We start from the raw sequence: 12,991 nt of genomic DNA on the forward strand, positions 1-12,991 counted from the left end.
CCCAGCGCCGATGCAGCGCGACGGCGCCAGCCTAGACCCGCGCCTCCGCTGGGCGCGCACCCCAATTCGGGCACCACGCGCCGCCGCGGGATGTCGCCGGCAGCGTGCAGACTGGTCGACGGCCGATCGGCCGTCGAAGGGCCGACCGGGAGCACGCAGCACGTCATGATGGGCATCACGCACGCCACGAGCGGCGCCGCGGCATGGGTCGCGATCACCGGAACGATGCCGCTGATCGGGCTCGGGGTGTATCCCCTCGACCCCGTGGGCGTGCTCGCGGGCGCCGCGGTGGCCGCCGGTGCTGCGCTCCTCCCCGACGCCGACCACCACAGCGCCACCATCTCGCACTCGGTGCCGATCCTCGGTCGCCTCGTGACCGGCACGGTCGAGACGCTCTCGGGCGGGCACCGCCGTGGCGCCCATTCCGCCATCGCCGTGGTCGTCGTGGCCGCGGCGGCCTGGGCGCTCACCCTCCTCACGTTCGCCACCGACGACCGTGACTCCATCGCGATCGGCGCCGGCATCGGCACCGCCGTGCTCACCTGCTTCGGCATCAAGGCCAGGGACTACGTGCGGACCTGGGCGGCGGCGTGGCTCCTCGGCGCCCTGCTCGGCATGTTCATCGTCGTGGTCGCCCCCGAGCAGGTCGCGTGGTTCCCCCTCGCGGTCACGATCGGGTTCGCCGCGCACCTCGCCGGCGACTTCCTCACCACCGGCGGCATCCCCGGCCTGCTCTGGCCATGGGCGCCGCGGCCGCCCGAGCGGTTCAGGCCCGTTCCCGTGCTCAACCGCATCTGGCTCCCGAGCGGGCGTGTCGCCCTGCCGCTGCTCGGCGACACCGGGTCCCTCCGCGAGGCCATGCTCGGCACCGTGCTCGCGCTCTACTGCGTGGCCGGCTTCGCCTACGAAGGGTTGCGGCTGGTCGGCGTCGACCTGGTGATCGGGTCCTGAGCGAGTCACCGGTTCGTGACGGGCAGAATGATGCGATGACCTCCTCGCCGAATGCCGCCGTCGAGATCGACCTCGAGCCCGCGGCATCCGCCGACGACGTCGCCCTCGTCACGACGTTGGCCGACCTCATCAACGGCGTGTACGTCATCGCCGAGGCCGGGCTCTGGGTCGACGGCGCGCGACGCACCGACGCCCGCGAGATCGCGGAGCTCATCGGGCAGCAGGAACTCGCCACCGCCCGCATCGCCGGCGAGCTGGTCGGCGTCGTCCGGGTGCACGGCCTCGACGCCGGCACGGCCGAGTTCGGGATGCTGGCCGCCGACCCGGCGCATCGGGGCATCGGCATCGGTCGGGCCCTGGTCTCGTTCGCCGAGCGCTGGGCGGAGGCACGTGGATTCGGCGTGCTGCAGCTCGAACTCCTGGTGCCGACGTCGTGGCAGCATCCCTCGAAGCGGTTCCTGGCCGACTGGTACGCGCGCATCGGGTACCGCGAGGTGCGACGCGGCCCCCTCCGCGAGCTCTATCCCGAGCTCGAGCCGCTGCTCGCCACGCCATGCGAGCTCGTGGTGTCGCAGAAGTCGCTCGCCGTCGGCGGTCCGTGACAGGATCGCCCTGTGGCCGACCGACTGATGCTCCTCGACACCGCTTCGCTCTACTTCCGCGCGTTCTACGGCGTGCCCGACTCGCTGAAGCGCGCCGACGGCACGCCCGTCAACGCCGTGCGTGGGCTGCTCGACATCATCGCAAGGCTCGTGACCGAGTTCGAGCCGACCCACCTCGTCGCCTGCTGGGACGACGACTGGCGCCCGCACTGGCGCGTCGAGCTCATCCCGAGCTACAAGGCCCACCGGGTCGCCGAGATCGTGCCCGCGGGTCCCGACGTGGAGGAGACGCCCGATCCCCTCGAGGCGCAGATCCCGATGATCCGCGAGATCCTGGCCGCGCTCGATGTCACCGTCATCGGCGCCCCGCGGCACGAGGCCGACGACGTCATCGGCAGCCTCGCGACGCAGGCCGCCATGCCCGTCGACGTGGTCACCGGCGATCGCGACCTGTTCCAGCTCGTCGACGACGCCCGCGACGTGCGCGTCATCTACACCGCCCGCGGCATGAGCAAGCTCGAGGTCCTCACCGACGTGACCGTCGTCGGCAAGTACGGGGTGCTCCCCAGTCAGTACGCCGACTTCGCGGTGCTGCGGGGCGACGCGTCCGACGGCCTTCCGGGTGTCGCCGGCATCGGCGAGAAGACGGCGGCGAGCCTGTTGCAGCAGTTCGGCGACCTCGACTCGATCGTTGCCGCCGCCGGCGACCCCGCCGTGCCGTTGTCGGCGACGATGCGCACCCGCATCACGGGCGCCGCCGCCTACCTCGACGTCGCACCGACCGTGGTCGAGGTCGTGCGCGACCTCGAGCTCGGGGCGTTCGACGCGCGCCTCCACCCGCTCGAGGCGGTCGAGGCGGCCGAGGTGCGGCGCCTCGGCGAGGAGTGGAACCTGGGCGGCTCGGTGCAACGGGTTCTCCAGGCGCTCGGCACGGAGTAGCTTGGGGCACTCCGACGCGAGGAGGCATGCATGGCCCGGTTCATCGTCGATGCGAGTGCAGTGCTCCATCTCGTCGCCGACGAGTTCGAGGGACCCGGCGACCACGAGCTCCTGGCGCCCGCCCTGCTGCGTTCGCAGGTGCTGAACGCCCTGCACGAGGCGGTGCATCGAGGCGAGCTGCAGGAAGCCGAGGCGAACGCTCGGCTCGCGCGCATCGCCGAGATCCCGATCAGGCTGCTGGGCGACGCCGTGCTCCGACGCCGTGCGTGGAAGGTCGCTGATGAGCTGGGCTGGGCCTCGACGTACGACGCGGAGTACGTCGCGCTGACCATCCTGCAGGGCGATGCGCTCATCACCCTCGACGAGGAGCTCGCACGGCAGGCGGAGCGGCTCGTGACCATCGCGTCGATCGACGAACTCCTCACGATCGGTCGCGCGTCGGGCTGACGGGGCGAGCCCGAAGCGGGCTCACGCGGGTGTCACGCCGCCGAGCAGGGCGGCGAGGGCGGCGCGCACCGGTGCTGCATCCTCACCGACGGCAGTGCGAGCGGATGACTCTGCGAGCGCCCTCCGCCACCCGGCCAGCAGCAGCGATCCCAGGGGTGCTGGGCCGAGGTCGGCGGTGTCGGCGAAGAAGTCGGCGAGCGGGTCGGCAGCGCCGGCCTCCGCGGGTCGCTGCTCGGCGAGGAGGCGCGCGAACCCCGCGGCGACGAGGAAGTCGTAGCCGACGAGCAGCACGGCCGCGATGCCGGCGGGCCCGCCCACGCCCCGCATCGCCGCCGCGCCCTCCATGCGATCGAGCGTGCGTCGCTCGACGTCGGTGCGCACCACGTCGTAGAGCCCGGCCTTGCTGCCGAAGTGATGGTAGAGCGAGCCGATCGTGACGCCGGCGGATGCCGCGAGTTCGGACACGCCGACCGCGTCGTACCCGCGCGCGCCGAACGCCGTGAGGGCCTCCTGCACCAGGAGCGCCTTCGTCGACCCCGGGACGGGTACCCAACTGCGCACGCCGCGAGTATAGGCTGGTTCTGTCATGCCATAACGCGATTACGGTCTGGAGTGTCCGATGCAACTGCGCTTCCTCTACGTGCCCGTCGCCGACCTGGCCTCGGCGATCGCCTTCTACCGCGACGAACTCGGGTGGTCCGAGGCCTGGCGGGAGGGCGACGACACGGTGGCATTCGCCGTGCCCGACTCGCCCGTGCAGGTCATGGTCTCCACCGATCCGGGCTCGGCCGGCCCGATGTACGAGGTCGACGATCTCGAGGCCTACCTCGCGGCCCACCCGTCGGTATCGCGCCGCGGCGTGCCGTTCGAGATCCCCGACGGCCACGTCATCGAGCTCGAGGGTCCGGGCGGCAACGCGTTCCACGTGTTCGACCAGGCGGACGCCTCGTCCTGAGCGTCGGTGGCCGGGCGGAGGATGGCCCCGAGCATGAAGAAAGCCCCGAACCTGGCGAGAGGTTCGGGGCGATCCGTGCACCCCCAGGGACTTGAACCCTGAACCCACTGATTAAGAGTCAGTTGCTCTGCCGATTGAGCTAGAGGTGCATGATTCGGGATTTTCGTACAACCCGAACCGAGGGACCACGTTATCAGGAGAACGACCGGTTTCGCCAATCGAGCGATCCGCGCGTCGGAGGCAGGTTCTAGGGTCGACTGCATGACCGCCGCGACGACGCCCCCGACCGGCTGGCGCGCCGGTGTGCGCGTCGGCATCGGGCTGGCGATCGGGGCGTTCGCGCTCGCCGTGAGCTTCGGCGCCTTCGCGGTCACGAACGGCTGGCCGGCCTGGCTGGCCATCGTGATGTCGGCTGTCACGTTCTCGGGCTCGGCGCAATTCGCCCTGGTGACGGCCGCCGCCGGTGGGGGCGTCGCGGCGGGCGTGGGGGCGGCGGCGCTCATCAACGCGCGGTTCATCCCCATGGGCGCCGCGTCGGCGCGTTCGCTGCACGGCGGTCCCGTGCAGCGCGCGCTCGAAGGGCAGGCGGTCGTCGACGGGTCGTGGGTCGCGGCGCAGAACGGCGACGGCACGCTCGACCGCGGCACGCTGTTCGGGGCGACGCTCGTGCAGTGGCCCGCGTGGATCGCCGGCACCGCGATCGGCGCACTCTTCGCACCCTCGACCGAGTTCATGCACGACCTCGGTCTCGACGTCATCTTCCCCGCCTTCTTCCTCGTGCTGCTGCTCGATGCCCTCCGCGACCGGCCGCACATGATCCCCATCGCACTGGTCGCCGGCGTCATCGGCGCGGTGGCCGCGCTCGTGATGCCCGCGGGCGTCGCGCTGCTCGCGTGCGCGCTCGCGGCACTCCTGGCCGCAGCTCGCACCACGAAGGCCGTCGACCCGTGACGGCACTCGTGCTCGCCGTGATCGCCCTGGCGGTGATCAACGTGGTCTACAAGGGGGTCGGTCCGGCGGTGCTCGGCGACCGCACCTTCCCGCCGCGCGTCCAGGCGGTCGTCGACGCGTTGCCCGCAGCGCTGCTGGCCGGTCTGATCGCGGTGAATCTCCTCGGCGAGCGATGGTCGTCGGCCGACGCCACCATGGTTCCGGGGCTCGCCGCCGCGGGCATCGCATGGTGGCTGCGGATGCCGCAACTCGCCTGCGTCGCGGTCGCGGTCGCGGTGACGATCCTCGTACGACTCATCTGAGCGGCCCGATAGCCTTGATCGGGTGACCGCAGACCTCGCCGAAGACCTCGATCTCGCCCTCGGACTCGCCGATCTCGCCGACGCCGCCTCGCTCGCCCGCTTCCGCGCCGTCGACCTCGACGTGCAGACGAAGCCCGACCGCACGCCCGTCACCGAGGCCGACCTCGCCGTCGAGCGCGCGATCCGCGACCGGCTCGCCGACGCGCGTCCGGGCGACGGCATCCTCGGCGAGGAGTTCGGCACCGAGGGCGACTCGACCAGGCAGTGGATCATCGATCCGATCGACGGCACGGCGAACTTCCTCCGTGGCGTGCCGGTGTGGGGCACGCTCATCGCGCTCGCCATCGACGGCGTTCCCGTCGTCGGCGTCGCCTCCTCACCCGCGATGGGCCGGCGCTGGTGGGCGGCGCGCGGGCTCGGGGCGTGGACGAGCGCGTCGGCCGGTGAACTCGGCGTGAGCGACGGGGCGGCGGATGCGGCATCCGCTCGCGTGCCCGGTGCTCGCCGCCTGCGCGTCTCGGGCGTCGAGCAGCTGTCGGATGCCTCGCTCAGCTTCCAGAGCCTCGCCCAGTGGCGCGACGCCGGATACCTCGACCGGCTGCTCGCGCTGTCGGAGCAGGTGTGGCGCGACCGCGCCTACGGCGACCTGTGGTCGTACGTGCTGCTCGCGGAGGGGCTCATCGACATCACGGGCGAGTTCGACGTCAAGCCGTACGACCTCGCCGCACTCGTGCCGATCGTCGAGGAGGCCGGCGGCCGCTTCACCTCGATCGACGGCGAACCGGGACCATGGCACGGCAGCTCCCTCGCGACGAACGGGCGGTTGCACGACGCCGTGCTCGCCGCCCTGGCGTCGCCCGCCGCACCGCACGACGGCGCGGAGGCCTGACCGTGGAGGTCTGCATCTTCACCGAGCCGCAGCAGGGCGCGAGCTACGACGACCAGCTCGCCCAGGCGAGTGCCACGGAGCGCCTCGGCTTCGACGGCTGGTTCCGCTCCGACCACTTCCTCCGCATGGGGGCCGGCGATCCGCTCCCCGGCCCGACGGATGCGTGGACCACCCTCGCCGGTCTGGCGCGCGACACCCGCCGCATCCGGCTGGGCACGCTCGTCTCCTCGGCGACATTCCGGCACCCGTCGCTCCTCGCGATCCAGGTCGCCCAGGTCGACGCCATGTCAGGCGGCCGCGTCGAGCTCGGGCTCGGCACCGGATGGTTCGCCGAGGAGCACGAGGCCTACGGCATCCCGTTCCCGGCGAAGCGCTTCGGCCTGTTCGAGGAGCAGCTCGAGATCGTGACCGGGCTCTGGTCCACGCCGGTCGGCGAGACCTTCGACTTCGCCGGCGAGCACTACCGGCTCGAAGGGGCGCCAGCGCTGCCGAAGCCGGTGCAGTCGCCCGTGCCCCTCATCATCGGCGGCGGCGGGCCCAAGCGCACGCCGGCGCTCGCCGCCCGGTTCGCGACGGAGTTCAACATCGGCTTCCGCTCGGAGGACGTGATCGCCGAGACATTCGACGGCGTCCGCCGTGCGTGCGAGCAGATCGGACGCGACCCCGCGACACTGCGCACCTCGGTGGCGCTGCCGACCGTCGTCGCCGCGATCGATGCCGACTACCAGCGGCGACTCGCCGCGATCGATGCCGATCCCGACACGTTCGCCGACGTCAACGTCGCGGGCACACCCGCCGCCGCCGTCGAGAAGATCCAGCGCCTCCGCGACCTCGGTGCCGACCGGGTGTACCTCCAGATCGTCGACCTCCGCGACCTCGAGCACCTCGAGCTCGTCGCCGCCGAGGTGCTGCCACAGGTGCGCTGACCGTCGTACGCCTTCCCTCGCGCCAGGGCCGACCGGCAGACTGAGGGCGTGAGCGACGGCCCGACCCCGTGGGTGCTGCACGTCGACCTCGACCAGTTCATCGCGGCGGTCGAGGTGCTGCGGCGTCCCGAGCTCGCCGGCAAGCCGATCATCGTGGGCGGTCGCGGCGACCCGACCGAGCGCGCGGTCGTCTCGACGGCGTCGTACGAGGCACGCGAGTTCGGCGTCGGCTCGGGGATGCCACTGCGCATCGCCGCGCGGAAGGCGCCCGACGCGATCATCCTGCCGGTGGACGCGGACGCGTACACCGCGGCATCCGCCGAGGTCATGGCGACCCTTCGGGAACAACCGGGCGCGACCGTGCAGGTGCTCGGCTGGGACGAGGCGTTCATCGGCGTGCGCACCGACGACCCCGAGGCCTACGCGCGGGCGGTCCAGCGCGCCGTGCTCGACCGCACCGACCTGCACTGCAGCGTGGGGATCGGCGACACCCTCGTGCGGGCGAAGGTCGCGACGGGGTTCGGCAAGCCGCGAGGAGTGTTCCGACTGACGGCGGCCAACTGGCTCGACGTCATGGGCGACCGGCCCACGCGGGACCTGTGGGGCGTCGGCTCGAAGGTGTCGCAGCGGCTCGCCGCCCACGGCATCACCACGGTCGCCGAGCTGGCCGCCGCAGGGCCTGACGTGCTCGTGCCGGAGTTCGGACCGAGGATGGGTCCGTGGTACGGCCTGCTCGGACGCGGCGAGGGTGCACGTGAGGTCGACGACACGCCATGGGTGGCCCGAGGGCACAGCCGGGAGACGACGTTCCAGGAGGACCTCATCGCACCTGCGCAGGTCGACGAGGCGGTGCGCGAGCTCGTGGCCAACGTGCTGAAAGATGTCGCCGTCGAGGGCCGGCCAGTGGTCGGGTTGACGCTGAAGATCCGCTATGCCCCGTTCATCACGAAGACGACGGGCAAGAAGATCCCCGAGACCACTGACCCCGAGGTGGTGCTCGCCGGCGCGCTCGAACTCGCGAGTCGCATCGAACCCGGCCGCCCCATCCGGCTGCTGGGATTCCGCGCCGAGATGGCGATGCCCGAGGATGCCCGCGACGGCCACACCCCCACCCGCAGCGGCTGGTGAGGCGGGGTCCGCGCCGCAGACGACGAAGGCCGCCCCGCGGGGCGGCCTTCGTTGCACAACGTGCGACAACGGCCGATGGTGGAGATGGGGGGAATTGAACCCCCGTCCATCGCTGTGATTCCACGCCTTCTCCGGGCGCATCCTGTGAGGGCGTTCTACTCGGCCCCGACCTTTGCCACAGGCACCTAGGTCGACGAGCCCAGCCCGATAAAGTCCCGCACGTCGCTCAGGCGACGACGCGCAGCAAGTTCCCTAGATGACGCCAGCGACCGGGGCGGGAACAGACCCGGGCTGACGGACTAACGCACTCGCTTAAGCAGCGAGGGCGAAGTCAGACTGCTTCTTATTGGCAGTTATTGTTTCGCAGAGATCGTTTACGAGATAACCCTGCATCCTCGGCCCGCTTCTCGTGGGTTCGCAGACGATGTCGAAACCGATCATCCCCATGTGACGCCGCCCGGTCGAGACCGGTTCGGCGAGCCGTTGTCGCACGCTGTGGAGTTTCCAATCACCGCATTCCCGAAGGTCTGCGGCCTTACACGTTACAACATACGCGCCGCCTCCGACATTCCGGGTGCCTGCCGCCCGGGATGGCGTCGGCCGCCGGACGTATGCTGAGGTCGGCCGGGCGCTGCCGCGGCCGCCGGGCGTCGAGGTCGTCGTTCCGGCACCCGCATCCGAGAGGGGCATCATGCCGACCACGATCGCCGTCACCGGCCGCGCCGAAGAGCGCATCGCCCCCGAGCTCGCCGCCGTCTCCCTGTCGGTGGGCGGCTCAGGCGCGGCGCGCGACGACGTGACCGCGCGCACGGGCCGCGCGCACGAACGGCTGCTGGCCGAGGTGCGACAACTCGAGGCATCCGGTTCCCTCGACACGTGGTCGGCGGGCCAGGTCCGGGTGTGGTCGCACCGCCCGTGGAACAACGAGGGCAAGCAGCTCCCGGTCGTGCACCAGGCCAGCGCTGACGTGGAAGTCGTGTTCAGCGACCTCGAACGGCTCGGCTCGTGGGTCGGCGAGGTGGCCACCGGCGATGAGCTGACCATCGCCGGCATCGACTGGCGGTTGACGGATGCCACGCGCCGGCGCGTGCAGGAGGCCGCCCAGCGCGCGGCCGTGGCCGACGCCGTCGCGAAGGCGCAGGTCTACGCGTCGGCGCTCGGACTCGGCACGCCCGCTCCCGTCGAGCTCGCCGACCACGGCATGCTCAGCGCGCAGCCGATGCCCGCCGCGCCCAAGGCGATGATGATGCGCACCGCGGCCGATCTCGGCGGTGCGCCGACCCCCGAGTTCGCGCCTGCCGAGCTCGTGATCGAGGCGTCCGTCGACGCACGGTTCACGGCCGATCCCGCCTGATCAGGCGGCGCGGCGTCAGGCGTCGGGCTCGACGAGCAGCCGCTCGAGGGCCGACAGGTCGGCGAGGCTGAGGCCCGACGCCAGCAGGTACTCGCGCACGGAGCCGTGCATGCGCTCGACGGTGTCGATCACGCCCTCGAGCGCCTCGGGCGGGCTGCCGCCCATGAGCACGCGGAGTTCGGGGGTGTCGGGCACGCCGTAGCGGCCGATCAGCGCGACCATCTCTTCGAGCCACTCCCCCGCGAGGTTCGCCTCGGTGCGCGCGTAGTCGTCGACGACGGCCTGGTGGTCCACACCGACGGCGAGCAGCGCGAGGGCCACGACGATGCCCGTGCGGTCCTTGCCGGCGGTGCAGTGCACCACCACCGAGCGGTCGCCGGCGCTCGCGATCTCGCGGAGCGCGCTCACCACCACCGAGGCGTGCTGGGTGACGATGCGCTCGTAGAGCGCGTCGAGCGAGATGCCGCCTGCACCCTGCGAGGCGCCGGAGCCCTCGAACACGGGCAGCTGGAGCACCTCGACGTCGAGACCGTCGAGGTCGTCGGGCATGGCGCGCGACTCGTTCTCGTCGCGCAGGTCGATGATGATGCCGACACCGAGCCGCCGGAGTTCGTTGCGACCGTCGTCGCCGAGCCGGTAGAGCCCGTCGGAGCGGAACAGCACGCCCTCACGGATCCGGCCGCCCACGGCCGGCAGGCCGCCGACGTCGCGGAAGTTGAAGGTGCCGGGAACCGGGATGCGCGTCGACGTCTCCATCGACGCGAGCCTACCGCGCGGGGACGACACGGCGGCTGGGAGCCTGCTGCCTAGTCGCCGAGGTTGCGCCGGCTCGAGATCGCGCGGTCGGCCTCGCGCTTGTCCTGCCGCTCGCGCAGGGCCTGGCGCTTGTCGTACTCGCGCTTGCCCTTGGCGACCGCGATCTCGACCTTCGCGCGGCCGTCGGCGAAGTAGATCTGCAGGGGGACGAGCGTGTAGCCGCCCTCCTTCGTCTTGTGGCTGATCTTCACGATCTCGTGCTTGTGCAGCAGCAGCTTGCGCTTGCGCCGGGGCGAGTGGTTGTTCCACGTGCCCTCGGTGTACTCGGGGATGTGCACCGAGTCGAGCCACATCTCGCCGCCGTCGATGAACGCGTAGCCGTCGACGAGTGACGCCCGGCCCTCGCGCAGCGACTTCACCTCGGTGCCGGTGAGCACGATGCCCGCCTCGTAGGTGTCCTCGATCGTGTAGTCGTGGCGCGCCTTGCGGTTGGTCGCGACGACCTTCTGACCGCGTTCCCTGGGCACGGCGTGCTCCTTCGTTCGAGTGCGTTGCTGACGGATGCCGCCACGGCGGGTGGCCGGGCAGCCTTCGAGTCTAGCGGATGCCGCAGCATCCGCCGCCCGTCGGCCGCGGACGTGCCCCGGCCTGCCTACACGCGAAGGTATCGGGTGATCGCGATGCCCGCCGACACCGCGGCGAGCAGCACGCCCACGCCGATGAGGATGGGGACCACGAGGAACGCATCGGTGAGGTCGACGAACGTGAACGACAGGCTCTTCGCGAGGTAGCCCTGCACGAAGAACTGGACGATCGCGATCACCGCCCCGCCCGCGAGCAGGGACCCGATGAGGCCGGCGAACACGCCCTCGAGCACGAACGGCGTCTGGATGAACCGATTGGAGGCCCCGACGAGGCGCATGATGCCGAGCTCCCGTCGCCGCGAGAACGCCGACAGGCGGATCGTCGTCGCGATCAGCAGCGCGGCGGCGACGAGCATGATGGCCGCGATCGCGATGGCGGTGTAGCTCGCCGCATTGAGCACGTCGAAGATCTGGTCGAGGTACCGGCGTTGGTCGACCACCTGCTCGACGCCGGCGAGTCCCGCCAGGCTCTCGACGATCACCGCCGCCTGCGACGGGTCGACGAGGTTCACCCAGAACGTCTCGTTGAGCACCTCGGGCGTCACGTAGTCGGCGGCCGGCGTGCCCTCGAACTGCTCCTGGAAGTTCTCGTAGGCCTGCTGGTGGTCCTCGAAGTAGTACTCGTCGATGAACGGCGCGAGGGTGTCGGATTCGAGCTGCGCCTCGATGGCGGACTTCTGCTCCTCGGTGGCCTCGCCGTCGACGCAACCGGCAGCCGTGGACACGGACGTGCAGAGGTATACGGCGACCTGCGCGCGGTCGTACCAGTAGTTCTTCATCTGCGCGATCTGCAGCTGCAGCAGCGCGGCAGTGCCCACGAACGTGAGCGAGATGAACGTCACGAGCACGACCGAGACGACCATGGAGGCGTTGCGGCGCAGGCCGCTCGCCGCTTCGGAGAGGACGAGTCCGAACCTCATCGCGTCGGTCCCACTTCCTGCTCGTCGTCTCCCTCGCGCGGACCGCCCGGGGCACGCAGCCCCAGCCGTTCGGCGAGCGTCAGCTGGTCGGATGCCGCGGCGCCGGGCTTCGGCGCAGCGGCGTCATCGTCCGCCTCGGCCTGCGGCGCGTCGCCGTCGGCGGGCAGGCGCGGAATGACGCCGGTGGCGGCCGCCGTGATGGCCGCCGCGGCATCCGTCACCTCGTCGCGCTCTTCGGGCTCGACGTAGAGGGGCTGCTTCTCGTCCATGACCTTCTTGCCCACCTTGGGGGCGGCGCCCGGCGTCTTCGCGGGCTTCGTGCGCGCGGGCTTCGCCTTGGCCTCGCCCGCCGCGACGGCCACGGCCGCAGCGGTGGTGGCGGTGCGGGCGGTCACCGGGGTGGCGGGCACGGATGCCTCGTCGGCGGCCGCACCCGGCGCGACGACCTCGGCAGCCTCGGCGTCGGGCTCGGCGTCGGCATCGGGCTGCGCGTCGCCGGCGAACGCGTCCTCTGCGTCGCCGAGGGCCGCGCCGTACCCGGCGCCGCGCTCGTCGCGCACGATGTCGCCCGCGGAGAGCTCGATCACCCGGCGCTGCATCTGGTCGACGATGCCGGCCTCGTGGGTGGCCATGACCACGGTCGTGCCGCTCGCGTTGATGCGCTCGAGCAGGGTCATGATGCCCGCGCTCGTCACCGGGTCGAGGTTGCCGGTGGGCTCGTCGGCCAGCAGGATCTGCGGCTTGTTCACGATGGCCCTGGCGATCGCGACCCGCTGCTGCTCGCCACCCGACAGTTCGTGCGGCATCCGCTTGCCCTTGCCGTCGAGCCCGACGAGCTTCAGCGTCTCGGGCACGGCCGACTGGATGAACCCGCGTGACTTGCCGATGACGCGGAGCGTGAACGCGACGTTCTCGTAGACGTTCTTGTTCGGCAGCAGCCGGAAGTCCTGGAAGACCACGCCGAGATCGCGGCGGAAGTAGGGGACCTTGCGGCTCGAGATGCGCCCGAGGTCCTGCCCGAGCACGTGGATCTTGCCCTTCGAGGGCTTCTCCTCCTTGAGGATCAGCCGCAGGAAGCTCGACTTGCCGGAGCCGGAGGCGCCGACGAGGAACACGAACTCACCTCGCAGGATCTCCACCCCGATGTCGTTCAGGGCGGGTCGTGCCTGACCCGGGTAGGTCTTGGTGACGGAGTCGAATCGGATCATCGAGGAAGAGCCTAGGCAG

16 protein-coding genes, 1 tRNA gene and 1 other RNA gene are annotated in these 12,991 nt (G+C 71.3%); 11 read left to right on the forward strand and 7 right to left on the reverse strand.

Translation table 11 applies throughout. The annotated features are described in order from the left end of the window. Nucleotides 1-165 precede the first annotated feature (165 nt). From AC1DZA_RS07130 to AC1DZA_RS07145, 4 genes are read left to right on the forward strand one after another with little or no spacing between them, the layout of a single operon-like run. Nucleotides 166-951, forward strand: a complete 786-nt coding sequence (locus AC1DZA_RS07130; RefSeq protein WP_476762391.1) for a metal-dependent hydrolase — start codon at nucleotides 166-168, stop codon at nucleotides 949-951. Nucleotides 952-986: 35 nt separating this feature from the next. Continuing rightward, a complete protein-coding gene (locus AC1DZA_RS07135; RefSeq protein ID WP_476772201.1) occupies nucleotides 987-1,553 on the forward strand; it encodes a GNAT family N-acetyltransferase in 567 nt (188 codons plus the stop codon). Nucleotides 1,554-1,565: 12 nt separating this feature from the next. Continuing rightward, on the forward strand, nucleotides 1,566-2,492 hold the full coding sequence (locus tag AC1DZA_RS07140; protein ID WP_476772202.1) for a 5'-3' exonuclease: 927 nt from the start codon (nucleotides 1,566-1,568) through the stop codon (nucleotides 2,490-2,492). A 30-nt stretch (nucleotides 2,493-2,522) separates the two neighbouring features. Beyond that, nucleotides 2,523-2,939 carry a type II toxin-antitoxin system VapC family toxin gene (locus tag AC1DZA_RS07145; protein WP_476772203.1) on the forward strand — a complete coding sequence of 139 codons (417 nt, stop codon included), beginning with the start codon at nucleotides 2,523-2,525 and terminating at the stop codon, nucleotides 2,937-2,939. Nucleotides 2,940-2,960: 21 nt separating this feature from the next. Here AC1DZA_RS07145 and AC1DZA_RS07150 read toward each other — a convergent pair whose 3' ends face one another. Then, on the reverse strand, nucleotides 2,961-3,500 hold the full coding sequence (locus AC1DZA_RS07150) for a TetR/AcrR family transcriptional regulator (protein ID WP_476772204.1): 540 nt from the start codon (nucleotides 3,498-3,500) through the stop codon (nucleotides 2,961-2,963). Between the two features lie 58 nt (nucleotides 3,501-3,558). On the opposite strand from AC1DZA_RS07150, the gene AC1DZA_RS07155 reads away from it, so the two are divergent. Further along, on the forward strand, nucleotides 3,559-3,894 hold the full coding sequence (locus tag AC1DZA_RS07155) for a VOC family protein (protein ID WP_476762386.1): 336 nt from the start codon (nucleotides 3,559-3,561) through the stop codon (nucleotides 3,892-3,894). Between the two features lie 76 nt (nucleotides 3,895-3,970). Here AC1DZA_RS07155 and AC1DZA_RS07160 read toward each other — a convergent pair. Further along, nucleotides 3,971-4,043: transfer RNA gene (locus tag AC1DZA_RS07160), tRNA-Lys, on the reverse strand. A gap of 112 nt (nucleotides 4,044-4,155) precedes the next feature. Between AC1DZA_RS07160 and AC1DZA_RS07165 the strand changes: the two genes are divergently transcribed. Genes AC1DZA_RS07165 through AC1DZA_RS07185 form a run of 5 tightly spaced genes read left to right on the forward strand, consistent with a single transcriptional unit; the run spans nucleotide 4,156 to nucleotide 8,090 of the window. Beyond that, on the forward strand, nucleotides 4,156-4,845 hold the full coding sequence (locus AC1DZA_RS07165; protein ID WP_476772205.1) for an AzlC family ABC transporter permease: 690 nt from the start codon (nucleotides 4,156-4,158) through the stop codon (nucleotides 4,843-4,845). Further along, nucleotides 4,842-5,147 carry an AzlD domain-containing protein gene (locus tag AC1DZA_RS07170; RefSeq protein ID WP_476772206.1) on the forward strand — a complete coding sequence of 102 codons (306 nt, stop codon included), beginning with the start codon at nucleotides 4,842-4,844 and terminating at the stop codon, nucleotides 5,145-5,147. The genes AC1DZA_RS07165 and AC1DZA_RS07170 overlap by 4 nt, the downstream gene beginning before the upstream one ends. A 22-nt stretch (nucleotides 5,148-5,169) precedes the next feature. After that, nucleotides 5,170-6,036 (forward strand): inositol monophosphatase family protein, encoded by an 867-nt coding sequence (locus tag AC1DZA_RS07175; RefSeq protein ID WP_476772207.1) that lies wholly within the window; start codon nucleotides 5,170-5,172, stop codon nucleotides 6,034-6,036. A gap of 2 nt (nucleotides 6,037-6,038) precedes the next feature. After that, complete coding sequence (locus AC1DZA_RS07180) at nucleotides 6,039-6,962, forward strand: LLM class F420-dependent oxidoreductase (RefSeq protein WP_476772208.1); 924 nt, start codon at nucleotides 6,039-6,041, stop codon at nucleotides 6,960-6,962. A gap of 48 nt (nucleotides 6,963-7,010) precedes the next feature. Next, nucleotides 7,011-8,090 (forward strand): DNA polymerase IV, encoded by a 1,080-nt coding sequence (locus AC1DZA_RS07185; RefSeq protein ID WP_476772209.1) that lies wholly within the window; start codon nucleotides 7,011-7,013, stop codon nucleotides 8,088-8,090. Nucleotides 8,091-8,166: 76 nt separating this feature from the next. On the opposite strand, the gene ssrA is transcribed toward AC1DZA_RS07185, so the two are convergent. Then, nucleotides 8,167-8,535, reverse strand: a transfer-messenger RNA (tmRNA) gene (gene ssrA / locus AC1DZA_RS07190). A 246-nt stretch (nucleotides 8,536-8,781) separates the two neighbouring features. Here ssrA and AC1DZA_RS07195 point away from each other — a divergent pair. After that, nucleotides 8,782-9,444 (forward strand): SIMPL domain-containing protein, encoded by a 663-nt coding sequence (locus AC1DZA_RS07195; RefSeq protein WP_476772210.1) that lies wholly within the window; start codon nucleotides 8,782-8,784, stop codon nucleotides 9,442-9,444. 15 nt (nucleotides 9,445-9,459) lie between these two features. Here AC1DZA_RS07195 and AC1DZA_RS07200 read toward each other — a convergent pair whose 3' ends face one another. From AC1DZA_RS07200 to ftsE, 4 genes are all read right to left on the reverse strand, one after another. After that, nucleotides 9,460-10,200, reverse strand: a complete 741-nt coding sequence (locus AC1DZA_RS07200) for a tyrosine-protein phosphatase (RefSeq protein WP_476772211.1) — start codon at nucleotides 10,198-10,200, stop codon at nucleotides 9,460-9,462. Between the two features lie 50 nt (nucleotides 10,201-10,250). After that, nucleotides 10,251-10,727: an SsrA-binding protein SmpB gene (smpB, locus tag AC1DZA_RS07205; protein WP_309979416.1), complete on the reverse strand. Its 477-nt coding sequence runs from the start codon at nucleotides 10,725-10,727 to the stop codon at nucleotides 10,251-10,253. 125 nt (nucleotides 10,728-10,852) lie between these two features. After that, nucleotides 10,853-11,764 (reverse strand): permease-like cell division protein FtsX, encoded by a 912-nt coding sequence (ftsX, locus tag AC1DZA_RS07210; RefSeq protein WP_309979418.1) that lies wholly within the window; start codon nucleotides 11,762-11,764, stop codon nucleotides 10,853-10,855. Further along, nucleotides 11,761-12,972, reverse strand: a complete 1,212-nt coding sequence (gene ftsE / locus AC1DZA_RS07215; RefSeq protein ID WP_476772212.1) for a cell division ATP-binding protein FtsE — start codon at nucleotides 12,970-12,972, stop codon at nucleotides 11,761-11,763. The genes ftsX and ftsE overlap by 4 nt, the downstream gene beginning before the upstream one ends. Nucleotides 12,973-12,991 lie beyond the last annotated feature (19 nt).

This window comes from Agromyces sp. P2_B3, assembly GCF_056404815.1.